This window comes from Pseudomonas sp. S3_C06 (assembly GCF_054667675.1).
Map to the genome: position 1 here is coordinate 2,026,362 of NZ_CP162747.1, position 25,108 is coordinate 2,051,469.

General features: G+C 53.3%; 22 protein-coding genes. All 22 read right to left on the reverse strand.

What is annotated here, in order from left to right; all coding sequences use genetic code 11:
* Entirely contained in the window at positions 1–1,227 is a 1,227-nt protein-coding gene (locus AB4N44_RS08780; protein ID WP_460109258.1) for a hypothetical protein, read from the reverse strand.
* Positions 1,224–2,576: a glycosyltransferase family 2 protein gene (locus tag AB4N44_RS08785; RefSeq protein WP_460109255.1), complete on the reverse strand. Its 1,353-nt coding sequence runs from the start codon at positions 2,574–2,576 to the stop codon at positions 1,224–1,226. The genes AB4N44_RS08780 and AB4N44_RS08785 overlap by 4 nt, the downstream gene beginning before the upstream one ends.
* A 9-nt stretch (positions 2,577–2,585) precedes the next feature.
* Complete coding sequence (locus tag AB4N44_RS08790) at positions 2,586–3,335, reverse strand: ABC transporter ATP-binding protein (RefSeq protein WP_460109252.1); 750 nt, start codon at positions 3,333–3,335, stop codon at positions 2,586–2,588.
* Positions 3,332–4,129, reverse strand: a complete 798-nt coding sequence (locus tag AB4N44_RS08795) for an ABC transporter permease (protein ID WP_460109250.1) — start codon at positions 4,127–4,129, stop codon at positions 3,332–3,334. The genes AB4N44_RS08790 and AB4N44_RS08795 overlap by 4 nt, the downstream gene beginning before the upstream one ends.
* Positions 4,130–4,624 carry a GNAT family N-acetyltransferase gene (locus tag AB4N44_RS08800; RefSeq protein WP_460109248.1) on the reverse strand — a complete coding sequence of 165 codons (495 nt, stop codon included), beginning with the start codon at positions 4,622–4,624 and terminating at the stop codon, positions 4,130–4,132.
* The gene (locus tag AB4N44_RS08805; RefSeq protein WP_460109246.1) at positions 4,621–5,748 is read right to left on the reverse strand and encodes a DegT/DnrJ/EryC1/StrS family aminotransferase; all 1,128 of its coding nucleotides are present in this window, start codon (positions 5,746–5,748) and stop codon (positions 4,621–4,623) included. Before AB4N44_RS08805 ends, AB4N44_RS08800 begins: the two co-directional genes overlap by 4 nt.
* A 98-nt stretch (positions 5,749–5,846) precedes the next feature.
* On the reverse strand, positions 5,847–6,728 hold the full coding sequence (rfbA, locus tag AB4N44_RS08810; RefSeq protein WP_460109243.1) for a glucose-1-phosphate thymidylyltransferase RfbA: 882 nt from the start codon (positions 6,726–6,728) through the stop codon (positions 5,847–5,849).
* 2 nt (positions 6,729–6,730) lie between these two features.
* On the reverse strand, positions 6,731–7,630 hold the full coding sequence (gene rfbD / locus AB4N44_RS08815) for a dTDP-4-dehydrorhamnose reductase (RefSeq protein ID WP_460109240.1): 900 nt from the start codon (positions 7,628–7,630) through the stop codon (positions 6,731–6,733).
* Complete coding sequence (rfbB, locus tag AB4N44_RS08820; RefSeq protein ID WP_460109238.1) at positions 7,627–8,685, reverse strand: dTDP-glucose 4,6-dehydratase; 1,059 nt, start codon at positions 8,683–8,685, stop codon at positions 7,627–7,629. The genes rfbD and rfbB overlap by 4 nt, the downstream gene beginning before the upstream one ends.
* Before the next feature lie 4 nt (positions 8,686–8,689).
* Positions 8,690–9,589: a glycosyltransferase family 2 protein gene (locus tag AB4N44_RS08825; RefSeq protein WP_460111588.1), complete on the reverse strand. Its 900-nt coding sequence runs from the start codon at positions 9,587–9,589 to the stop codon at positions 8,690–8,692.
* Between the two features lie 580 nt (positions 9,590–10,169).
* A complete protein-coding gene (locus AB4N44_RS08830; protein WP_460109236.1) occupies positions 10,170–11,090 on the reverse strand; it encodes a glycosyltransferase in 921 nt (306 codons plus the stop codon).
* 215 nt (positions 11,091–11,305) lie between these two features.
* Positions 11,306–11,545, reverse strand: a complete 240-nt coding sequence (locus tag AB4N44_RS08835) for a lipopolysaccharide assembly protein LapA domain-containing protein (protein ID WP_150750680.1) — start codon at positions 11,543–11,545, stop codon at positions 11,306–11,308.
* 30 nt (positions 11,546–11,575) lie between these two features.
* Positions 11,576–11,872 carry an integration host factor subunit beta gene (gene ihfB / locus AB4N44_RS08840; protein ID WP_003189779.1) on the reverse strand — a complete coding sequence of 99 codons (297 nt, stop codon included), beginning with the start codon at positions 11,870–11,872 and terminating at the stop codon, positions 11,576–11,578.
* 152 nt (positions 11,873–12,024) lie between these two features.
* Positions 12,025–12,303, reverse strand: a complete 279-nt coding sequence (locus tag AB4N44_RS08845) for a hypothetical protein (RefSeq protein WP_122597172.1) — start codon at positions 12,301–12,303, stop codon at positions 12,025–12,027.
* 204 nt (positions 12,304–12,507) lie between these two features.
* The gene (gene rpsA, locus AB4N44_RS08850) at positions 12,508–14,190 is read right to left on the reverse strand and encodes a 30S ribosomal protein S1 (protein ID WP_053122458.1); all 1,683 of its coding nucleotides are present in this window, start codon (positions 14,188–14,190) and stop codon (positions 12,508–12,510) included.
* A gap of 119 nt (positions 14,191–14,309) precedes the next feature.
* Positions 14,310–14,999 carry a (d)CMP kinase gene (gene cmk / locus AB4N44_RS08855; protein ID WP_064391442.1) on the reverse strand — a complete coding sequence of 230 codons (690 nt, stop codon included), beginning with the start codon at positions 14,997–14,999 and terminating at the stop codon, positions 14,310–14,312.
* Entirely contained in the window at positions 14,996–17,203 is a 2,208-nt protein-coding gene (locus AB4N44_RS08860; RefSeq protein WP_460111586.1) for a bifunctional prephenate dehydrogenase/3-phosphoshikimate 1-carboxyvinyltransferase, read from the reverse strand. The genes cmk and AB4N44_RS08860 overlap by 4 nt, the downstream gene beginning before the upstream one ends.
* A 28-nt stretch (positions 17,204–17,231) precedes the next feature.
* Positions 17,232–18,344 (reverse strand): histidinol-phosphate transaminase, encoded by a 1,113-nt coding sequence (gene hisC / locus AB4N44_RS08865; RefSeq protein WP_160041347.1) that lies wholly within the window; start codon positions 18,342–18,344, stop codon positions 17,232–17,234.
* A 13-nt stretch (positions 18,345–18,357) separates the two neighbouring features.
* Positions 18,358–19,452 carry a prephenate dehydratase gene (gene pheA / locus AB4N44_RS08870; RefSeq protein WP_460109234.1) on the reverse strand — a complete coding sequence of 365 codons (1,095 nt, stop codon included), beginning with the start codon at positions 19,450–19,452 and terminating at the stop codon, positions 18,358–18,360.
* Positions 19,452–20,537 (reverse strand): 3-phosphoserine/phosphohydroxythreonine transaminase, encoded by a 1,086-nt coding sequence (gene serC / locus AB4N44_RS08875; protein ID WP_127929286.1) that lies wholly within the window; start codon positions 20,535–20,537, stop codon positions 19,452–19,454. Before serC ends, pheA begins: the two co-directional genes overlap by 1 nt.
* A 229-nt stretch (positions 20,538–20,766) precedes the next feature.
* A complete protein-coding gene (gyrA, locus tag AB4N44_RS08880) occupies positions 20,767–23,541 on the reverse strand; it encodes a DNA gyrase subunit A (protein ID WP_127929287.1) in 2,775 nt (924 codons plus the stop codon).
* A gap of 423 nt (positions 23,542–23,964) precedes the next feature.
* Complete coding sequence (gene mtnA, locus AB4N44_RS08885) at positions 23,965–25,041, reverse strand: S-methyl-5-thioribose-1-phosphate isomerase (protein WP_316916893.1); 1,077 nt, start codon at positions 25,039–25,041, stop codon at positions 23,965–23,967.
* Positions 25,042–25,108: the final 67 nt, after the last annotated feature.

Below are 25,108 nucleotides of genomic sequence, written 5' to 3' on the forward strand. Positions count from 1 at the left end.
CTATACAGTCGATATTTCCACAAATGGGTATACAGGGAGGCGCTTCAAACCCGCATAACGATATTTAACCAACTCAAACATATAAACAGGATGTGTCGCACGCGCAAACACACGGAGCTTGTAATCCGACGAGGACGAAGCGGTTACATGATCTACAGTAAATTCCACAGGTAACGATAGATCTACTCCACTTAACGACACTACTCTGTTAAAAACTACAGAGCCACCTCCACCAACGAGCTCAACTCCCACCAAACCATCCTGAAGCCCATCGGTCGTGAATGCCACCATAATAGATTTAATAGTTGCAGGAATGGCGATCGGATATTCAACATATGGAATATCATGAAGAGATTTTGATAACTCAAGAACAATATCAGCACTACCGCTTTTAGCGGCTTGTGAAAATTCTTTCATTTGGCCAAATTGGGGCATCAAACTCTCCCACAAATCATGCTTTCGGGCCATGAATCCTAATCGCTTAGAATTAGAAGCTGCCTGCCTAAGCCTAGCTAACTCTTCGAGACTTTCAATCAATTTTTTGGGACTTTTTATTACATCATTTGCTGGAAGAGCAATGCTGCCACCGTGCTCACTGGCTATCATTTTCAATCTGCTTTCAACCGTTGAAAACCCATTGAATTTGACTGATTGAGTCATGAAGTCTAGAACGCTGCAGCTGGTCGAGCCTGAAAATTGTTGCTCACAATATGCCCTGTTATTATTTTTTACTTCCTGAAAATCAATTCCGTCCAAACTTTGCAACATATCAAGCCAAGAACGTGCAATGAACGGTGAAGATACAACACAACCAATATTCAGCTCCCGCAACTCTGAATAAGGCATGTAATCAGGAACAACGAGCAAAGCATTCAAAACATCCGCAGACTTAGCTACGTTCATTGTCTTGTATTTATTATTGATTGTTTCGCTAGGCGCATGAATAAGAACATCGGGACTGTATTTAGAAATCTGCAATAGAGCAGATTCCCAATTCAGCTCAAAAGGTATAGTTACCAAATCAAACTTATCATGCTTCTTGAATTCTTCTGAAAACGCAGAACTAGCGCCGCCCACAATTAACTTAATGCTTCTGCCTGATTCAACATACTTCAAAAAAGCGGGCAGCATTACCTCTTGAAGGGCAGATAGTCGATGACTCCCTCCTGCGAAAGCGATAACTAATTGCTCTCGAACAGGAACTGATTCATCGACACCTATCTTCAAGTCACGAAAGGACGGGGAAAAAACTCTACATTCGAATGAATCAGATGTTCCTTAAAGTACTCTTGCAAAGTACCGGTACTTGTTAAAACGCCAGAAAAATCCTTCAGCTTATTTCGCAGTGCTTTCTTACTAAAATCTTCAAAGAAGTTCATTTCCTTGCTTTCTTGAAGTAAAGTAAGGTTATCATCTGTAAAATAATAGCAAGGAACTTGCATTTTTTGCGCAGCTGCTATCCATTCAAAAAACGGATCCAACTGCCGAACAAAGACAATGCAACTAGCATGGGCAATTTCAGAGATCGGCCAACCACCAGGATATCGAACTACGCGAACTCGACTTTTCCATTCTTCAGGCAAATAATCAAAATAGATACTGGTGCAAGCATCGTGATTACCAGTGATCACCAGAACTTTTCTGTTATCATCTGATTTATTTAACGAACTTTCTATCTCAAAATTAGTTCGGGTACGTGCGTGCGCGACAGCCATCTCTCTCACAGCAACAGCGGTACAGTGAGATGCAGAATCAGGTAACCCGAATATATCATAATCTTCAAAATTTTCCGGCCGTAGCGCGTTATCGCGCTCTTGCCTCATTTTCTCTTCGGATGCCCAAGTATCCAGCGCATACGTGTTACCGAGGCTGTCATTGGTCGCAGGACCACCAATCTCCCCAACACATACATCCACGAAACGTAAAATATACTTCCTTGAGACCCTTCGCCATAAATCCCAATCACACAAACGTGTCATAAGGATATGAGGATCATACAGTCCTATATCATCAAGAATACCACGGGGCACCAGAACAGCATTATTCGAAATGCAATTCCAACTGTTTATATTATGAGATGCTAAACTTGCACCGAGGGGAACAAGTTGCTCATTACCAGACCCCACATCCTTAATTCTCATCCCGACTGTGCCATAAATGACCTGATCGGGTGTAGCCTTAGCATGCCCATAAAGCTCTAATAAAGCATCGGGGAAGAATACGTCATCATCGAAAGCAAACGCGATATATTGACCGCGCGACCTCGAATAAGCCTCGTACTCAGATACAGCAGGGAGCCCAATGTTTTTAATATGCCGTAGACAACTTACTCGCGAATCCCTGGCCATGAACTCAGCAATAATCTCAGCACTACCATCGGTACTCGCGTCGTCTACTATGATCAGTTCAAGATCAGTTAGTGTTTGGCTTAAAACGGACTCAATAGCGCTACGAAACTTACCACTTTTTGCCCGTCTAAAAGTCGGCAAAAGAACGGAGACGATAGGGCGTTTCTCCTCAGCATACGAACTGCCGGGCATCCATTGAGTTTCGCGAATAAGATCTCTGACTTTCATGTTCAAACCTTAAACAGTTGCCGAATAATTATCTGAATAAGTCTTTAGCACCTGGTCGGTTTTCCCATCCATGCGGACTTTTCCTTTTTCAAGCCAAATCGTACGCTCGCAAAAATCGCTAACCAGATCTGGAGAATGACTCGAAAAAACAAGAATTTTTCCTTGAGTCATAAACTTCTTCATCCGTTCTTGAGCTTTATGAGCAAAATTTATATCTCCAGCGCCCATAACTTCATCAAGAAGCAAAACTTCAGGATTGATTGCGGTCGACACTGAGAATGCCAAGCGAATAAACATGCCAGCTGAGTAAGTGCGTACCGGATAGTTCAAAAACTCGCCCAACTCTGAAAACTCTGCAATTTCTTGCATTTTTGCTTTGATTTCTCGAGGTTTCAAACCTAGTAACAGTGCGCGAATTCGAATATTGTCCCATCCGGATTGATTCATCTCAAAACCGGTCGCAAATTCAAACATGGGACAAACATGTCCTAGTGTGTTCGCTGTCCCAGAGGTAGTAGGATATATACGCGCCATAACCTTTAACAGGGTGCTTTTTCCGGCCCCGTTCAATCCGATTAGACCGACGCGCTCGCCTCGTTCAATTGACAAATTGATATTAGAGAGCGCATTAATCGTATATTCCTTAGTGTTGGACATGACTGGCCGACGGAGTATCGTATTTTTCAACCTACCTACGAAGTCAGTCTGCCCAGAAAAAACGACGCTCGCATCCTTTAGGGCTATAGAAATATCGCTCATAACATATAAACCACTTTCTTGTCCATTTTAGACCCAAGCACTATACAGATTACCCATAGAAGAGTTAGATAGGCTGCGCAAAACATATAGTCTTGCTTGACGGCAAACGTTCCCTCCAAAATAGGGAAACGCACAACATCCACCAGATAATAAAGCGGGTTATACTTATATATAAAATCCAGACCGCGATCTTTCAACATAGCGACCGGAAACATGATCGGAGTAACAAAGAACAAGACCTGAAAAATCCCGCTCATTGCATGCGGAAGATCCCTAAAGCGTGCAGATAGGTATGCACTTAGAGTTATATGCCCTAGACCCGCAACCAATAGAATCCCCAGCCCTGGCAGCGCATACAGCCAACCAATGGGTTTAAATCGATCAAAAAATAACAGCGTACCTGCCAGAGCAACAACGCCAACAAGCATTACAATAGTCAACGTTACCAATACTCGAAACAGATAAATTTGTTTCGGAAAAGAAAACTGTTTGATATAGCCCTCAGACCCCACAAACGCATATCCTCCATCAACAAAAGACGAAACGAGGAAGCCCCAAATTATCAAACCGCATGTAAGGTACGGAAGAAACTCCGCCATTGGCTGTTTAAGTAACACTCCATATACCATACCCGCACCCAATACCATCATTGCGAGGTTTATCAGTATCCAGAACGGCCCCATAGCCGACCTTCGAAAGCGTGCCTTAATATCCTGAAGCCCCATGTATAGCCATACACGCCACTCGAGAAGCGATTTTAATGCACTAGGTAAAAAACTATTCTGACTGATCATCTAAAGCCTATTTAGCTCAAGCACTATTAATTTACCGTTGCGGGAAACTTCATTGAAGCCCAGTTTTTCGTATAACTTAATCGCCCTGACGTTATCTTCCAGAACTTCTAGAAACACACTATCAAGCGCAAGCTGCTGCCAACAGGTTTCAATCAACAGCTGGCAGCCTCGCTTGATATAACCTTTACCCGCATTGTCTGGCGCAGCGACAAAGCGTCCGACCTCGGCACGCTTTCTTTTTAGATCCACGCCATAAACAGCGCATTGCCCAACCAACTCACCATCTGCCGCGATGACGAACACAAAATCATCAGACTTTTTTGAATAGAACTCGAACCACTTTACGTGACTGTCCCATTCGATGATGTTTGAGTTAATAAACCATCGGCGGTTTTCGTCTCGGTTTCTCCAGTCCAAAGTAGACTGTAAATCAGCCGCCTCTAATAGACGGATCTCGACGACTTCATCAGATGCTGAGTGGAGGGTAGGTTTCATTTTGCGTACTTGGCAACCAATTGAGATACGGTGTCTACATCGGCTTTACTGAGGCCCATGTGTACCGGGAGCGAAATAATTTCCTGGGATGCCAATGCTGCTTTAGGGCAGGTGCCATTACCATGCGCATACATACGATACTCCGTGTTATCACGGTAATGTACGCCTGGGTATACCTGGTGCTCGTTGAGGGCCAGCATCAGCTCTTCACGGTTTTTGACACGGATTTGCACAAGGTGAGTTGACGACTCACATTCCGGATTAATTTCAATAAAGCGTACTTTATCGCTACCTTCTAGGTTTTCGCGATACCACTTAGCGAGCTGGCGACGGTAAGCGTTATCACGATCCAGATACTTCAACGCAACCAAGCCCATGACAGCCATGATCGAGTTGCCGTGGTATTTGAAACCGACTTCTTCAACATCGTACATCCACTTGTACGCGCCCTGAGCGGCAGTACGTGCGTAAGTATCCTTGTTGATACCCAACCAGCTCATCTTTCGTACGCGTTCGTCATCTTCCGCGTTTTTGAAGCAGATCATGCCCGAGTCGGCTGTTGCCAGGTTTTTTACGGCCTGGAAGCTAAACACCACAACGTCCGCTTCTGGACATACATGACGCCCATTGATGCGAGTACCCGACATATGGGCAGCGTCAAGAATCAAAGCAATGTTACGTGCTTTACAAATTTCAAGGATTTTCGAGTACTGACCGACGTTGCCACCAATACCTACAAAAATCAGTGCCTTGGTCTTGTCGGTGATGCGCTGCTCGACGCTAGCGGGGTCTAGACACAGCGATTCGTCAACATCCGCGAATACAGGCGTCAGGCCTGCGTAGAGAATTGCGTGGTTAGTCGATACGAAAGTCAGCGGAGTAGTAATGACTTCTGCATCATCGCCCCATCCATTCTTCGTCTTGAGCAAGCGGAAAGCTAGCTCCAGACCTACGGTGTTCGACGAAAGAAAATGTGCGTGCGGCAGCCCGGTATAGGACTTCCATGCTTCTTCCATCTCAACAGTTTTAAAACCTAACCCAGTCCAGCCTTTCTCAAGACATTCACGAATCCCTTCAAGGCATTCGTCGACACGAAATTTAGGTACAAACAGTTGAATTGACATGTATTTAGCCTCGAATCACAAGTGCTGTGCGGTTTAAATTTTTATCCAATTACATCTTTCGCGGAAAGGCCCCAAAAGCCAGCCCAGCCGTTTGCGGATCAATGACTCTCGTGCTCCAGGAGGCGCTTGAGGTACTTTCCGTAGCCATTTTTGATTAATGGCATAGCTAACGCGAGCAATTGATCGTCTGATATCCATCCCTTGCGCCATGCCAACTCTTCAGGGCACGCGACTTTAAGGCCTTGTCGGTTTTCCAAGGTTGCAATGAAATGGCTCGCTTCAAGCAGGGATTCGTGAGTCCCAGTATCCAGCCAAGCATATCCCCTTCCCATAATTTCCACCGAGAGGTTGTTACGCTCTAGGTAAACGCGATTCACATCAGTGATTTCAAGTTCGCCACGCTCAGAGGGTTTAATACTCTTAGCAATTTCCACGACGCTTGCATCATAAAAATAAAGACCGGTCACGGCGTAGCTCGATTTCGGCTCTAACGGCTTCTCTTCCAAACTAATAGCCTTGCCCGACTTGTCAAACTCGACCACGCCATAACGCTCTGGATCATTGACATGGTATGCAAAAACACTTGCGCCACAATCACGCTGCATAGCGCTTGCCAAGAGTTCCTGAAAATCATGCCCGTGGTAAATATTATCGCCAAGCACCAATGCGCACGCATCACCGTCGAGGAATTCCTCACCAATGATAAATGCTTGAGCCAGTCCATCAGGGTTTGGCTGAACGGCATAACTAAGGTTGATTCCCCATTTTGAACCGTCGCCGAGGAGTTGCTCGAAACGAGGCGTGTCCTGAGGGGTGGAAATAATTAATATGTCTCTAATTCCCGCCAGCATTAAAGTGCTCAGCGGATAGTAGATCATTGGTTTATCAAAAACCGGGAGAAGCTGTTTTGAAATTGCAAGTGTTGCTGGGTGTAAACGCGTACCCGAGCCACCCGCAAGAATTATACCTTTACGAAACATAATCATCCCTGCCAAGCCATATCAGAAATCGTACGCCTAATGTGATTCTTCCAGTCAGGAATATTTATATTAAACGCACTTTTAATTTTAGAGTTATCAAGTCTAGAGTTTTTTGGCCTGATAGCTTTCGTAGGATATTCGGCGCTGCTGACGGCTAGAATATCTTCCTCAGTGCACTTCAAATCCATCCCTAAATCAAGAGCCTCAGAGACCAAATAGCGAGCGTACTCATACCAACTCGCATAACCTGACGCCACCAAGTGGTACGTGCCACTCAGGCGTTGGGGATCCTCACAATTTAGAATTCTGTAAAGACACAGGACTGTCGTATCGGCAACCAACGACGCGCTAGTAGGAGCTCCAGCCTGATCATTTACTACTGAAAAAGTACTTTTACTCGCAGCAAGGCGCAGAATCGTTTTCGCAAAGTTACCACCCCGGGCGGAGTAAACCCAACTTGTTCTCATTAAAAGGTGGTTACATCCACTATTAACAACCGCACTCTCACCTAGAGCTTTTGAACGCCCGTAAGCGCTCAATGGGTTAGGACGATCAACCTCTGTGTAAGGCAAAGCTGACTGCCCATCAAAAACATAGTCAGTAGAATAATGTACAAGCCAAGCACTGTTGATTGCGGCGTAGTCCGCCAGAGCTTTAACCAGATGATAGTTGATTTTTTGCGCTTCTTCCTCGAAAGTTTCAGCCAAATCTACAGCGTTATAAGCGGCCGCATTAACAATAATATCTGGACGTTCCAATTCAAGATAAGCTGATACAGCGTCCAAATCAGAAAGGTCGACTTTGCTACGATCACAAGCGACTAAGTTCCCAAGCAAAGGCAGGGAGCGTTGTAACTCCCAGCCTACTTGCCCATTACTTCCAAATAAAACAATTTTTTTCATGTGTACTGCCTGCTTACCCAATCACGATAAGCTCCGCTAGTGACATTACCTACCCATACCTGATTATCGAGGTACCACTCGACAGTCTTTCGAATGCCAGTTTCAAATGTTTCAGCGGGTTTCCAACCCAATTCCCGCTCAAGCTTTCGAGCGTCAATTGCGTAACGACGGTCGTGGCCTGGACGATCGGTAACATAAGCGATCTGGTGATGGTAAGGCTGGCCGTCAGCGCGAGGACGCAACTCATCGAGCAAACCACAAACGGTGTGGACGATGTCGAGATTTGGCTTCTCATTCCAGCCACCAACGTTGTAAGTCTCTCCGACCAATCCGGCTTCGAGTACACGGCGAATAGCACTGCAGTGGTCTTTGACGTATAGCCAGTCGCGAATTTGCTGGCCGTCGCCATATACAGGCAAAGACTTACCTGCAAGGGCGTTGACGATCATCAACGGAATAAGCTTTTCCGGAAAATGGTACGGGCCGTAGTTGTTCGAGCAGTTGGTCGTCAGAACAGGCAAGCCATAGGTATGGTGGTAAGCACGTACCAAGTGGTCACTTGCTGCCTTGCTCGCCGAATAGGGACTGTTCGGTTCATACTGATGGGTCTCGGTGAACGCAGGATCATCTTTTGCCAGCGACCCATAAACCTCATCCGTAGAAACGTGCAGAAAGCGGAACGCCTCTTTTGCACCCAGCTCGAGTCCGCCCCAATAAGCTCGCACTGCTTCCAATAGTCGGAATGTCCCGACAATATTGGTTTCGATGAAATCTTCCGGACCGTGAATTGAGCGATCAACGTGGGATTCAGCGGCGAAATTGAGGATCGCACGAGGCTGGTGCTCGTTTAGCAAGCGTGTTACCAGCGCACCATCACCGATATCACCTTGCACAAATACATGCCGCGCATCCCCGTCCAGACTTGCCAGGCTTTCCAGGTTCCCGGCATAGGTCAGCTTGTCCAGGTTGATCACCTGTTCATCCGACTGTGCCAGCCAGTCCAGTACAAAGTTCGCCCCGATAAAACCGGCACCGCCGGTGACTAAGATGGTCATAAATTTAGATCTTTTTCAGTAGAACAACGAGAATAAGCCCCAGATTTCCAGACAACGTCTGCCGGTATATACCGGCACGCTGAAAACCCAGGATTCTTGAAAAGAGTTTCTGAGTGCGTGCATCTTTGAATCGAGCCAGAGTCACTTGATGCTCAGGGCTCAAACGATGATACATCGCTTCAAGCGCATTGATGATCTGGTCGTTCCACCTGCAGAAACGACCTTGAAAAATCAAGGGTAAGCGCTTGAGGCGCGCAGACCAACCTGAATTCCCACCAATCAGATTTTCCTCATGCTGGCGATAAAGGAGCATAGGCTCAGGGTCGTAATGAACTTCGCCACCCGCTCCAGAAACAAGAAGGTAAGCCCACCAATCGTGGCATGGCACATCAACACGGTCGCCCGCCTCCAGCAACAGATCGCGCGCTGCCCGGTTAAAGACCATGGTGTTGCCACCACCAATACTCTGAACCAGTGCATTTGAGAAATGGGGAGGAAGACTAAAACGTGGTGAATACCCGCACGAGACACCCGATTCGCCAATCAGCTCGGTACGGCCACAGTAGAGAGCCGGGACCTGATCGGGTACTCCCTGTAACCACGCAAGCGCCTTCTCGAGCTTTGCATCCTTCCATATATCGTCCTGATCCGACCAAGCAAAAAAATTTGCCTCGATATCAGCTCGACAGGACAAGGACAGGAAATTCGCTACAAACCCTCTCTTGGGACCTTTCGATACTTGGACGCGATCCGCCCCCATTTCAGTTCGAAATGTTTCCAAAATTTCCAGAGTTTGATCTTGAGAGCCGTCGTCGGAAACATAAAGCGTCCAATTGCGATACGTTTGACGTTCAAGTGAGTCGAGTTGCTCAGCAAGAAATGATGCACCGTTGTATGTACACATAAGAATTGCGACATTCGCAATATGCTCGCCAGCTACCTGGACGGCATTATCTGTACCAAAACTCTGGCTGGAAACCGTCACAAAATCCCTCTTTGCACGAACCGTCGCCCCAAAAAGGCGCCCATCACTAATAAAAAAACATCCGATCTTTGCTTTTGCTCTTACCGTCCGATTGCGCATTCTACATCAATTGACACGCCTCACACCCAAAAAAGCGACGACAGCCACGGCGGCTCTAGCCCGTCGCCGAGCCAGACATAGCTGCATCCGAGAGAGGTAAAACGGAAGATTGATACCTAGTGACTACGCAGGATTCCACAGGTGAAGAGCTAATGATCAGCGTGAACAAGACCTCGCAGAGGTGACATCATATAGCCATCAGCGAGAAAGCAGATCCGCAGGCAAGAGAACTACTAACGGCTGCTGACGAGCTAAACCTGCGCCATCACTGCGCTTTTGAAGAACCTTAAAATACAAGCGCCCGCCCGAGCGCAACCGAGCTGTACGAGGCCAATACGGAACAAGTTCCAATCGTCAACAGCAATAACAAATAACAGCCTCTAACCGCCAAAATAAACTATCAGCCTTTATTCCACACCAACATCATCTTCCAACAGACAATGAAAAATAATAGCTTATCGCGAACCCGACGCCGACAACACCACGCACTAAAAGAAAGCCTGAACAATTGTGAGCGACTCAACGAGAACCAACTTGATACAAAGGCAGTAGTATCACTCCCCACCACCCTGGCAATTAGTTGCACCTGACTAAACCACCAACCATTATTAATAGTTTTATATCGAGCCACCAAAGAGCGCAATCCGGTATTGGCGCCTACTTGATTACTATCATGCTGGCGATAATCCATGGAAGGTATCGGATCAATGAACCATCGATACCCATGACTACGCGCATATGCGTAAAAGAACCAATCATGCAGACTGACGCCCTGTAAAGCATCCCAATTGCTTACCACCGACAGCTTAATCGACTCAAACAAACGCTTGGTCAAAACGTAGGTACAGCCCGGGCCAGCCGCTTCAAACAGATAATCCCATGCAACTTGGGGTTGCGCCTTATCCAGCAACCTTGTTTTACCATCCAGCCAGAAAGCCGTAACATTACTGGAGTATGCGTCAGCCCGTTGCTGCCCGAGCTGAGACACCGCACGCAGAAGCTTATCCGCGTACCAGACATCATCCTGATCAGATAAAGCAAAAAACTCAAAATTGCCGACATCAACATCGCGGATCAGTCGAAAGAAATTGCGAGATGCACCACCAAATCGCCCAGCGGACGGCAACAGGATGACATTCGGCAGGTTAGTTGCAAGCGTCGCACACCAAGCTTCAGTTCCGTCTGTCGAGGGGTCCACGCTGATATATACAGTTACTTCAACCCCAGACTGCGCAAGAATCGAAGTCACCTGCTCTTCAATCCACCGAATTCCATTATACGCCGCTAGCAAAACCGCAACTTTTGGTAATTTTACAGTCATGCCATCCCACTTGTAGCGTTCAGCTCGGAAATCAAAAAAATTAAACTGCAGTCAAACGAGAGGAGCTGCAGCCCGCCTCGGCCAGACAGAAACGACCCATTACGATTGAGGAGCACAACTCTACGAATGAGATGCTCGACCCCTTAAGCAACACCATGAATCCTGGAGATAGCAGTGGCTGCGGTACAAGGTAGCCCTCTGGCGCAGAGCAGCAATCAAACAAGATGCTTGCGCGACCTCTGGGAAAAACGCCCGAGAAACCAGCCGAGCACTGGACCGACAAGCATTCCGACCAACAGAGCCAAGACCACGAGCATAGAAACCGGCAACCGGGGCATCGACCAGCCAAGAAACAATAGCGACACTGACTGCTGATTCTCCAGCACAAAGGCCAGAATCACTAACACCAGCAAAAGAACAAGAGCACCAAGAAGCACGCGCTTGAGGTTACGCATTTGCGCCTCCTTGATAATAAGTAGAGAAAATCAAACCCCCTCCTCCTCTTCCTCATTCACCCGATCGCGCAGCTCTTTACCCGGCTTGAAATGCGGTACGAACTTACCGTCCAGACTGACGGACTGACCGGTCTTGGGATTACGACCGACGCGCGGCGCACGGTAGTGTAGAGAGAAACTGCCAAACCCACGGATCTCGATACGATCCCCGGTGGCCAGACATTGGGACATTTGTTCAAGCATGGTCTTGATGGCCAGCTCCACATCCTTGGATGAGAGCAGCCCTTGATGGGTGACAATTCGTTCGATCAACTCCGACTTCGTCATATTTTTCCCTTCTTTTTCAAGCAGCTAGATCAGCGCTTGAAAGGTTTTAGCACGCCCGGAAGATTTTGAACAGCCCAGGGATTGACATATCTTCCACCGCGTCGAAACGCCCGTTTTCAGGGCATCACAGCAACAAACAGGGCATGGCATGCTTAACGGCATATCACCAGCATGGTTCGTGTCACGTAGCCTGCCGGGTTGAAGCCAAAAGGAAACTCATCTTCATCCTTGGCATCATCCGATCGCGTAATCACCTTGTACCCCGCCCCCTTGCACTCCTTTGCCGCACGCTTCTGACATTTCTCCCAGCCAGAGCCCAATCCAGAGCAGTCGACCTCTATACCACTGACACCACGCACGGCATGGGTCTTGGCACTGGTCGTACAGCCTGCCAAAACCAGTACACCCATGAGGACAATAAACTTGTTCATCCACTTCCTTATGCCAGGCAACTGCCCGACGACTACACGCTTAAGACCAAGCTTAGTCGTGAATAGGCGATTGATCCGATTAAAGAAACAGACCACCCGGAAGCCAGATTGGTTTCACCAAAACCTTCATGCAAGCCGCGGACACTAAATCGCAGACACAAAAAAGGGCGACCGAAGTCGCCCTTTTTCATGATCAAGCAGAACTTAGTTCTGTTTGGCCATTGCCTGGCGCAGCAGTGCCGCCATGGTGGTGTCGCCAGTAGGAGCTTCTTCAGCCTTCAGGCTTTGGATAGCTTCTTTCTCTTCAGCATCGTCTTTCGACTTGATGGAGAGCTGGATCACGCGGCTCTTGCGGTCAACGCTGATGATCTTGGCTTCTACTTCCTGGCCTTCTTTCAGAACGTTGCGCGCGTCTTCAACGCGGTCACGGCTGATTTCGGAGGCTTTCAGAGTCGCTTCGATATCGTCGGCCAGAACGATGATGGCGCCTTTGGCGTCAACTTCTTTCACAGTGCCTTTAACGATTGCGCCTTTGTCGTTCTCTTGAACGTACTCGGAGAACGGATCGCTTTCCAGCTGCTTGATACCCAGGGAGATGCGCTCGCGCTCTGGGTCAACCGACAGGATAACGGTGTCCAGCTCGTCGCCCTTCTTGAAACGACGAACAGCTTCTTCGCCAACTTCGTTCCAGGAGATGTCGGACAGGTGAACCAGACCGTCGATGCCGCCGTCCAGACCAATGAAGATACCGAAATCGGTGATCGACTTGATGGTGCCGGAGATTTTATCGCCCTTGTTGAACTGGCCAGAGAAATCTTCCCATGGGTTAGATTTGCACTGCTTGATGCCCAGGGAGATACGACGACGCTCTTCGTCGATGTCCAGAACCATAACTTCCACTTCGTCGCCGACTTGTACGACTTTCGAAGGGTGGATGTTCTTGTTGGTCCAGTCCATTTCCGAAACGTGTACCAGACCTTCAACGCCTTCTTCCAGCTCAGCGAAGCAGCCGTAGTCGGTCAGGTTGGTTACACGAGCGGTAACGCGAGTGCTTTCTGGGTAACGGGCTTTGATAGCAACCCATGGATCTTCGCCCAGTTGCTTCAGGCCCAGGGAAACACGGTTGCGTTCGCGATCGTATTTCAGAACCTTGACGTCGATTTCGTCACCAACGTTGACGATCTCGGAAGGATGCTTGATGCGCTTCCAGGCCATGTCGGTGATGTGCAGCAGGCCGTCCACGCCACCCAGATCGACGAATGCGCCGTAATCGGTGAGGTTTTTGACGATACCTTTGACTTGCTGGCCTTCCTGCAGGGATTCCAGCAGAGCTTCACGCTCGGCGGAGTTCTCGGCTTCCAGGACGCTGCGACGGGAAACGACAACGTTGTTGCGCTTCTGGTCCAGCTTGATGACCTTGAATTCCAGCTCTTTGCCTTCCAGGTGCGTGGTGTCGCGCACTGGACGGACGTCAACCAGGGAACCTGGCAGGAACGCACGGATGCCGTTAACGTCGACAGTGAAGCCGCCTTTAACCTTACCGTTGATAACGCCCTTGACCACTTCCTCAGCTGCGAATGCTGCTTCCAGAACGATCCAGCACTCAGCGCGCTTGGCTTTTTCACGGGACAGCTTGGTTTCACCGAAACCGTCTTCAACCGAGTCCAGAGCAACGTGAACTTCGTCACCGACATTGATAGTCAGATCGCCAGCGTCGTTGTAGAACTGCTCAAGCGGGATGAGTGCTTCAGACTTCAGGCCAGCGTGAACGGTTACCCAGCGAGCTTGGTAATCGATATCAACGATAACACCGGTGATGATGGAGCCTGCCTGAAGGTTCAGGGTTTTTAGGCTTTCTTCAAAGAGTTCCGCAAAGCTTTCGCTCATTTTAATTCCTGTAAATGAGGGCGAAGGATACGCCCATCTCCACACCCCAGACGGTGTGGGTTAGTTTCATTAAAAAGAAGCACCACAGGACTATGACTGGTCCCCTGCGGCCTTCTTGGTCACCCGGCGATATCGCGAATGGCGATCTCGCTCATGATGCGTTCAAGCACCTGATCGATGGACAACTCCGTGGAATCCAGCTGTATGGCGTCAGCCGCCGGCTTAAGCGGGGCTACCGCTCGCTGGGTGTCACGCTCGTCGCGTGCACGGATCTCATCTAGCAGACTCGACAGACTAACACCCTCGACTTTGCCCTTCAACTGCAAATATCGACGGCGCGCCCGCTCCTCGGCACTGGCGGTCAGGAAAATCTTCAGCGGCGCATCAGGAAAAACCACCGTGCCCATGTCGCGACCGTCGGCCACCAGGCCCGGCGCTTCCTGGAATGCACGCTGGCGCTGCAGCAGCGCCTCGCGCACGGCGGGCAATGCAGCCACTTGCGAAGCACCGGAGCCGACGCTTTCGGTGCGGATCACATCACTGACTTCGTCGCCCTCCAGAATGATTCGCTGCAACTGACCTTCGGTCGCCGCAATGAACTGCACATCCAGATGAGCGGCGAGTTTCTTCAGCAGCTCTTCATTGGTCAGGTCGACACCATGGTTGTGCGCAGCAAAGGCGAGCAAACGGTATAGCGCACCGGAATCCAGCAGATTCCAGCCCAGACGCTTGGCCAGAATCCCGGCGACCGTGCCCTTGCCCGAGCCGCTTGGCCCATCAATGGTGATGACCGGTGCAATGTTTTTCACGACTGAGCCTCTTGTGCCACACGAATACCGACCTGCCCGCACAGCGCGAGGAAGTTGGGGAACGACGTCGCGACGTTAGCGCAATCATGGATGCGGATCGGTGCAGTGGCGCGCAACGAGGCAACGCTGAACGCCATCGCAATACGGTGATCGCCGTGACCATGCACTTCGCCGCCGCCGATCTGGCCGCCGTCGATGATGATGCCGTCCGGGGTTGGCTGGCATTTCACGCCCAGCGCCAACAGGCCGTCAGCCATCACCTGAATACGATCCGATTCCTTGACCCGCAGCTCTTCTGCGCCAGTCAGCACAGTGCGCCCTTCGGCACAGGCTGCGGCGACGAACAGCACCGGGAATTCGTCGATAGCCAACGGGACCAGCTCTTCAGGAATCTCGATACCTTTAAGCTTAGCTGCCCGCACGCGAAGGTCAGCGACCGGCTCGCCGCCAACTTCACGCTGGTTCTCCAGAGTGATGTCCGCGCCCATAAGACGCAGGATGTCGATGACGCCAGTGCGGGTCGGGTTAATGCCGACGTGCTCAAGCACCAGCTCCGAACCTTCGGCGATCGAGGCCGCTACCAGGAAGAATGCCGAGGAGGAGATATCACCTGGCACTTCAATGTGGGTCGCGGTCAGCTTGCCGCCAGACTCAACCGAAGCCGTGGCGCCATCCACATTTACCGGGTAGCCGAAACCACGCAGCATGCGCTCGGTGTGGTCGCGAGTCGGAGCCGGCTCGGTCACAGTGGTCTTGCCTTCAGCGTACAGACCGGCGAGCAACAGGCAGGACTTCACCTGAGCACTGGCCATCGGCATGGTGTAAGTCAGGCCTTTGAGCTTGTGGCCGCCACGAATGGTCATCGGCGGACGACCTTCGGCAGCAGTTTCAATCACCGCGCCCATTTCACGCAGCGGATTGGCTACGCGATTCATCGGGCGCTTGGACAACGACGCATCGCCAGTCAAAACGCTGTCGAAGTTCTGCGCAGCCAGCAAACCGGACAGCAGACGCATCGAGGTGCCGGAGTTACCCAGATAGATCGGGCCCGGCGCCGGTTTCAGACCGTGCAGGCCGACACCATGAATAGTCACGCGGCCGTGGTGCGGGCCCTCGATGACCACGCCCATGTCGCGGAATGCCTGCAAGGTCGCCAGGGCGTCTTCGCCCTCAAGGAAGCCTTCGACTTCGGTGACGCCTTCGGCCAGCGAGCCGAGCATGATCGAGCGGTGGGAAATCGATTTGTCACCCGGTACGCGAATCCGACCGGACAGGCGGCCACCAGGTTGAGCCAGGAAGATCAGATCGTTGGAATTCATAGCGTCCACATAGGCCCTGCGGGCCAGGATTTTACTGAAATGCTCGCGGGCAACCCGGGCGCGCGTGAAAACGCCCAACAATTGGTGCCCATCCCCTGCATCGACCGCGTCGCGCAAGGCGTCGAGGTCGCTGCGAAATGTATCGAGTGTGCGCAGGACAGCCTCGCGGTTGGCGAGGAAGATGTCGTGCCACATCACCGGGTCGCTTCCGGCGATTCTTGTGAAATCGCGGAAACCGCCCGCAGCGTAACGGAAGATCTCAAGATTTTCATTGCGCTTGGCCAACGAGTCGACCAGACCAAAGGCCAGCAGGTGCGGCAAATGGCTGGTCGCAGCCAGCACTTCATCGTGACGCTCGACCTGCATGTGCTCGACGTCGGCGCCCAATTCGCGCCACAGACGGTCGACCACAGCCAGCGCAGCCGGATCGGTTTGCTCAAGCGGCGTGAGGATTACTTTGTGGCGACGGAACAGTTCCGCATTGGAGGCTTCCACCCCGCTCTGCTCGGAACCGGCAATCGGATGGCCCGGCACGAAACGCGGCGGCATGGCGCCAAACGCTTCGCTGGCTGCGCGTACAACATTGCCTTTGGCGCTGCCGACGTCAGTCAGAATCGCCTGCCCCAGATCCATGCCCGCCAGACGCGCGAGCACTTTTTCCATGGCCAGGATCGGCACTGCCAACTGAATTACGTCAGCACCCTGACAGGCTGCCACCAAGTCATCTTCACAGCGATCCACAACGCCCAACTCAACCGCCAGCTTGCGCGACTGCGGGTCGAGATCGACCCCGACCACTTCGCGGCAGATACCGCTTTCACGCAAGCCTTTGGCAAACGAACCACCGATCAACCCCAGACCGACCACCACAAGGCGACCGATCATAGGTGCAGCAGATTGCAGTGCAGTGACATCACCCACGAGCCAGAACCTTGCGCAGCGCTTCGAGGAAGCGGCTGTTTTCCGCCGGCAGACCGATGGTCACTCGCAGGTGGTTCGGCATGCCGTAGTTGGCCACCGGACGCACGATCACGCCTTCGCGCAGCAAGCCCTGAAACACCGGGGCCGCAACTTGAGCGAGATCGACGCAGATGAAGTTGCCCTTGGACTCGATCCAGTTCAGGCCCAGCTCACGGAAACCGGCTTGCAACTGCTGCATGCCCGATTCGTTGAGCTGGCGGCTTTGCGCCAGATATTCCTCGTCTTTCAACGCCGCACACGCCGCCGCCAACGCGAGGCTGTTGACGTTGAATGGCTGGCGAACACGGTTCAGCACGTCCGCCACCACGGGTGTCGACAGACCGTAGCCGACACGCAGCGCTGCCAGACCGTAGGCCTTGGAGAACGTGCGCGAAACCAGCAGATTCGGGTAAGCCGCTAGGAAATCCAGACCGTCCGGCAGATCACTGCCTTCGGCGTACTCGATGTATGCCTCGTCGAGCACCACCAGCACATGCTCCGGAACATCCTGCAGGAATTCGTCCAGCGCTTCAGCGCCGAACCAGGTACCGGTCGGGTTGTTCGGGTTGGCGATGAACACTACGCGAGTGTTGGCATCGATGGCCGCAAGCATCGCCGGCAGGTCATGCCCCCAATCCTTGGCTGGCACCACTTTGGCTTGCGCGCCGACCGCCTGAGTGGCGATCGGATACACCGCAAATGCGTGCTCGCTGAACACCGCATTGAGGCCCGGGGCCAGATAGGCGCGCGCAACCAGCTCGAGAATGTCATTGGAACCGTTGCCCAGCGTGACCTGATTGAGGTCTACGCGGCATTGCTCGGCCAGCAGCGATTTCAGTGCGAAACCGTTGCCATCCGGATAACGGGTCAGCTCGGCCAACTCTTCACGGATCGCCGCCAAGGCTTTCGGACTGGCACCCAACGGGTTTTCATTGCTCGCCAGTTTGACGATTTTTGCCGGATCCAGATCCAGCTCGCGCGCCAGTTCGTCCACAGGCTTGCCTGGAACGTACGGCGAAAGTTGTTGCACGCCCGGCTGTGCCAGAGCGAGGAAGTTGCCACTCATTTGCTACCGCCCCTTAGAGAACTGCTTTCGGGTAGGAACCCAGCACTTTGAGTGCTACTGCTTCCTGACTGATCTTTTCCAGCACACCTTTGATCAACGGATCACGGTGGTGACCGACGAAGTCGATGAAGAACACATACGTCCATTTGCCGCTGCGCGACGGACGGGTTTCGATGCGGGTCAGGTCGATCCCGTTGTCATGGAACGGCACCAGCAACTCGTGCAGCGCGCCGGGTTTGTTGCTCATCGACACGATGATCGAGGTCTTGTCGTCGCCGGTCGGCGGCACTTCCTGGTTACCGATCATCAGGAAGCGCGTCGAGTTGTCCGGACGATCTTCGATCTTCTCGGCCAGACGAGTCAGATCGTAAAGCCCTGCCGCCATGTCACCGGCGATCGCCGCCGAGTTCCATTCGCCTTTAACCCGCTTGGCCGCTTCGGCGTTGCTGGATACCGCCACGCGCTCGACATTCGGGTAATGCGCGTCCAGCCACTTGCGGCACTGGGCCAGCGACTGTGCGTGGGAATAGATGCGGCTGATGCTGTCGGTCTTGGTGTTTTCACCGACCAACAGGTGATGGTGAATGCGCAGCTCGACTTCGCCACAGATGACCATGTCGTGTTCGAGGAAGCTGTCCAGCGTGTGGTTGACCGCGCCTTCGGTGGAGTTTTCCACCGGGACCACGCCAAAGTTCACCGCACCGGCCGCCACTTCACGGAACACTTCATCGATCGCCGCCATCGGCTTGCTGATCACCGCGTGACCGAAGTGCTTCATGGCTGCCGCTTGGGTAAAGGTGCCTTCAGGGCCCAGATAAGCCACTTTCAGCGGCTGCTCCAGCGCCAGGCACGACGACATGATTTCGCGGAACAACCGCGCCATCTCTTCGTTGCCCAGCGGCCCCTGATTGCGCTCCATCACCCGCTTGAGCACCTGAGCTTCGCGCTCAGGACGATAGAACACCGGCACTTCGCCTTCGGCCAGCGAGGCCATCTTTACTCGCGCGACTTCCTGGGCGCAACGCGCACGCTCACTGATCAGCTCCATGACTTTGGTGTCCAGAGCGTCAATGCGAACGCGCAGTGCCTTGAGTTCTTGCTCGGACATCAGCCGTGTTCCTTCTCGAATTCAGCCATGTACGCCACCAGCGCGTTGACCGCGGTGATGTCGACAGCGTTATAGATGGAGGCGCGCATGCCGCCTACAGAGCGGTGACCCTTGAGGTTGAGCAGACCGCGCTCTTCGGCACCGACCAGGAACGGCTTATCCAGACGATCGTCAGCCAGACGGAACGGCACGTTCATCCACGAGCGATCCGACTTGTTGATCGGGTTGCTGTAGAGGCCGCTGGCGTCAATGAAGTCGTACAGCGTGCGCTGCTTGACGTCATTGAGCCTGGCGATCGCTTCAACGCCACCCTGCTCTTTCAACCACTGGAACACCAGACCGGACAGGTACCAGGCCAGGGTCGGCGGGGTGTTGTACATCGAGCCGTTATCCGCTGCGACTTTGTAGTTGAGCATGGTCGGGCATAGCGAGCGCGCTTTGCCGAGCAAGTCTTCGCGGATGATGTTGACGACGATGCCGCTTGGGCCGATGTTTTTCTGCGCACCGGCGTAGATCATGCCGAAACGCGAGATATCGACCGGGCGCGAGAGGATGTCCGAAGACATGTCAGCCACCAGCGGTACATCACCGACTTCAGGAATCCACTGGAATTCCAGACCGCCGATGGTTTCGTTTGGCGCGTAGTGAACGTAAGCGGCGTCTTTCGACAGGTTCCACTCGTTCTGGCCCGGAATGGCGAAATAGTCGTAAGGCTTGGCGGTGGCGGCAACATTGACGTGACCGTAGCGCGAGGCTTCTTCGATGGCTTTCTGCGACCAGATACCGGTGTCGATATAGTCGGCCGAGCCGCCTTCAGGCAGCAGATTCAGTGGAATCTGCGCGAATTGCTGGCTGGCGCCACCTTGCAGAAACAGCACTTTGTAGTTCGACGGGATATTCAGCAGGTCACGCAGATCCTGCTCGGCCTGGGTGGCGATGGACACGAACTCATCACTGCGATGGCTCATTTCCATGACCGACAGACCCTTGCCGTGCCAATCAAGGAGTTCACCCTGGGCACGTTGCAGGACAGCTTCAGGAAGCGCCGCAGGACCGGCGCAGAAGTTATAGGCTCGCTTGCTCACATCCAATCTCGCTCTGATTTGGTGGTCACTTAAATCTATTGGTCTGCGGATGATCGTTCCCACGCTCTGCGTGGGAATGCATCCGATGACGCTCTGCGTCATGGGACGCGGAGCGTCCCGAGCGGCATTCCCACGCAGAGCGTGGGAACGATCCTGCGCAGTGTCGCAAATTTTCAAACGGGACAAATAACAAGGGGGCGAATTCTCATCCGCCCCCTCGTTTGTCCGCTTATTCTTGCGGTTCTTCGTCTGCTGCGGCGTCGAGTTGCTGGTCTTCGCCAGCATCGTCGATCACGACGCTGCCTTCGAATTCCTCACCCTCTTCACCCTCAAGCTCTTCACCTTCGACTTCCGAAGGTTCCTGAACCCGCTCCAGTCCGACCAGGGTTTCATCCTTGGCCAGCTTGATCAGCGTCACACCTTGAGTGTTACGACCCAGGCTCGACACTTCGTCGACACGGGTACGTACCAGAGTGCCCTGATCGGAGATCAGCATGATTTCTTCACCGTCCTGCACCTGAACCGCACCGACCAGACGGCCGTTACGCTCGTTGCTGACCATGGCGATAACGCCCTGACCACCACGCTTGTATTCAGGGAACTCGGTGATGGCCGTGCGCTTGCCGTAGCCGCGCTCGGAAGCGGTGAGAATCTCGCTGCCTTCTTCCGGAATCAGCATGGAGATCAGCTTTTGCCCTTCCGGCAGACGCATACCACGCACACCGCGGGCGGTACGGCCCATGGCGCGAACTTCGGATTCCTTGAAGCGCGTCACTTTGCCGCCGTCGGAGAACAGCATGATTTCCTGCTCGCCATCGGTGATGGCGGCGGAGATCAGGATGTCGCCTTCGTCCAGTTCCAGCGCGATCAGACCGACGCTGCGCTGACGGCTGAAGGCCACCAGCGGAGTCTTCTTCACGGTACCGTTGGCGGTCGACATGAAGATGAACGGTGCTTTCTTGCGGTCAGCAGCCTTGATGCGAGCGCGACGCTCTTCGTCGGTCTCGTTGCTGTTTTCGATTTCTTCAACATCAGCCTCGGCGCCTTCGGCTTCTTCTTCATCAGCCTGACGCTTCATGGCTTCGAGATCGACCGGCAGCATGGTGGTGATGTATTCACCCTCGCTCAACGGCAACAGGTTGACCAGCGGACGACCACGGGCGGCGCGGGACGCTTCCGGAATCTCGTAGGTCTTGAGCCAGTACACCTTGCCCTTGCTGGAGAACAGCAGCAGCGTGGTGTGGCTGTTGGCAACCAGCAGGTGAGCGATGTAGTCCTCATCCTTGACGCCAGTAGCCGACTTGCCTTTACCGCCACGACGCTGAGCCTGGTACGCAGCCAATGGCTGGGTCTTGGCGTAGCCACCGTGAGAGATGGTCACGACACGCTCTTCTTCCGGGATCATGTCACCCAGGGTCAGATCGAGACGGGCATCGAGGATTTCGGTGCGACGCTGGTCGCCGTATTCGGCACGGATCACTTCCAGCTCTTCGCGGATCACTTCCATCAGGCGCACGGCGCTGTTGAGGATGCGGATCAGCTCGCCGATCTGATTGAGGATCTCTTGATACTCGGCCAGCAGTTTTTCGTGTTCCAGACCGGTCAGACGGTGCAGACGCAGTTCCAGAATGGCTTGTGCCTGTTCTGGAGACAGGAAGTACTTGCCTTCGCGCAGACCGTATTGCGGATCGAGGTTTTCCGGACGGCACGAATCGGCACCGGCACGCTCAACCATCGCCACCACTGCCGAGGACTCCCACGGCGTGCTGACCAGCGCTTCTTTAGCTTCCGACGGCGTCGGCGAGGCTTTGATCAGGGCGATGACCGGGTCGATGTTCGACAGGGCAACGGCCTGACCTTCGAGGATGTGACCACGCTCGCGCGCCTTGCGCAGTTCGAACACGGTACGGCGGGTAACCACTTCGCGACGGTGACGGACGAAGGCTTCCAGCAGATCCTTGAGGTTCAGGATGCGTGGACGGCCGTCGATCAGCGCAACGATGTTGATGCCGAATACCGATTGCAGCTGGGTCTGGGCATAGAGGTTGTTGAGGATCACCTCAGGCACTTCGCCGCGACGCAGTTCGATCACGACGCGCATACCGTCCTTGTCGGACTCGTCGCGCAGCTCGGTGATGCCTTCCAGCTTCTTCTCTTTGACCAGCTCGGCGATCTTCTCGATCAGACGCGCCTTGTTCAGCTGATAAGGGAGCTCGGTGATGACGATCTGCTGACGGCCACCGACCTTGTCGATGTCTTCAATGATCGAACGCGCACGCATGTAAATGCGCCCGCGACCGGTGCGGTAGGCTTCGATGATGCCGGCGCGACCGTTGATGATCGCGGCGGTCGGGAAGTCCGGACCCGGGATGTATTGCATCAGTTCATCGACGGTCAGCTCAGGGTTGTCGATGAGCGCCAGGCAACCGTCGATGACTTCACCGAGGTTGTGCGGCGGAATGTTGGTCGCCATGCCCACGGCGATACCGCTGGAGCCGTTGACCAGCAGGTTGGGAATACGGGTCGGCATGACCGCCGGGATCATTTCGGTGCCGTCGTAGTTCGGCACCCAGTCCACGGTTTCTTTGTGCAGGTCAGCCAGCAGCTCGTGCGCCAGCTTGGTCATGCGCACTTCGGTGTATCGCATGGCCGCAGCGTTGTCGCCGTCGACCGAACCGAAGTTGCCCTGACCGTCTACCAGCAGGTAGCGCAGGGAGAAAGGCTGAGCCATACGAACGATGGTGTCGTACACCGCGGTATCACCGTGCGGGTGATACTTACCGATCACGTCGCCGACAACACGGGCAGATTTCTTGTACGGCTTGTTGAAGTCGTTGCCCAGCTCGCTCATCGCGAACAGTACGCGACGGTGCACGGGCTTGAGGCCATCGCGCGCATCCGGCAGTGCACGGCCGACGATCACGCTCATCGCGTAGTCGAGGTAGGACTGTTTCAGCTCGTCTTCGATATTGACCGGGAGGATTTCTTTGGCCAGTTCGCCCATGAGAAGCCTGATTCCTTTTTCTGGTGAAACTTCGTCATATCCATGTGGGAGCAACGAAGCTCGTCGGGGCAGGCCGAGTGCCATGCGCCGACTTACGACAAATCAACATTGGATCGCGGATTTGCGCAGTAAAGACAGCTCCGTGGAGCTGCCTCGGAAAACGCCGGATGTTATCACAAAGGCCGCCACGCACCTATCCCCCTGATGCGCATGGAGCATAGTTAGTTGACCGGTGACAGGCTTAACGGGGACGAGAGAGGCTCAGAGCTTCTTTGAATGCAGAATTCAGGCTTGGTTTGGGGATGTTTATTGACTTTTAAGGCCCTTTCGCGAGCAGGCTCGCTCCCACATTGTTCTGTGGCGTTCACAAAAACTGTGGGAGCGAGCTTGCTCGCGAAGATGTCGACGCGGAATTCAAGCCTGTTAATGCAGGCGCTTGCGGCACATCAACTGGGCCATTTTCGCGGTATCCGGGCGCTCGACGATGCCCTTTTCGGTGACGATGGCGTCGATCAGGTCGGCCGGCGTCACATCAAACACCGGGTTGAACGCATCAACGTCGGCACCGACACGCTTACCGCCGACTTCCAGCAACTCGGCACCGTCACGTTCTTCAATCGGGATGTCGTCGCCACTGGCCAGATTCATGTCGATGGTCGAACTCGGTGCCACCACCATGAAGCGCACGCCGTGGTGCATGGCGTTGACCGCCAGTTGATAGGTGCCGATCTTGTTCGCCACATCACCGTTGGCGGTGATGCGGTCAGCGCCGACGATCACCCAGGTCACGCCTTTGGTTTTCATGATGTGCGCGGCGGCGGAGTCGGCATTGAGCGTTACCGGGATACCTTCGTTGGCCAGCTCCCACGCGGTCAGGCGCGAGCCTTGCAGCCACGGACGGGTTTCATCGGCGTAAACGCGCTCGACCATGCCTTCTATAAAGGCTGCGCGAATGACGCCCAGTGCCGTACCGAAACCACCGGTGGCCAGTGCGCCAGTATTGCAGTGGGTCAGAATCGCCTGAGCATTGCCCTGATGTTTGCGGATCAGGTCGACGCCGAGCTGCGCCATGGTCAGGTTGGCTTCACGGTCGCTTTCGTGGATGGCGATGGCTTCGGCTTCCAGCGCCGCCAGCGGATCGGCATTTTCTTTCAGGCGATCGAGGCGATCATGCATACGGCCGAGCGCCCAGAACAGGTTGACTGCGGTCGGGCGAGAATCGGCCAGCAGGGCGAAATCCTCTTCCAGCGCCGCGTACCAGTCGCCACCTTCGGCAATCCGCGCACGTGCTGCCAGCACGATGCCGTAGGCTGCACTGATGCCAATGGCCGGCGCACCGCGCACTACCATCGAGCGAATCGCTTCAGCCACGCCAGCGGCGCTGGTGTAGGCGATCCAGGTTTCCTCGAACGGCAAAATACGCTGATCCAGCAGGTGCAGCGCGCCGTCACGCCAATCGATGGCCTTCACTTTTTCCGCAGCCAACAGTCGATCGCGCATCCTACACCCCGCACTCATGAACAAAAGCCGCCGATTATAGCGATCCCCCCGCGAAGACGCTCGGGTA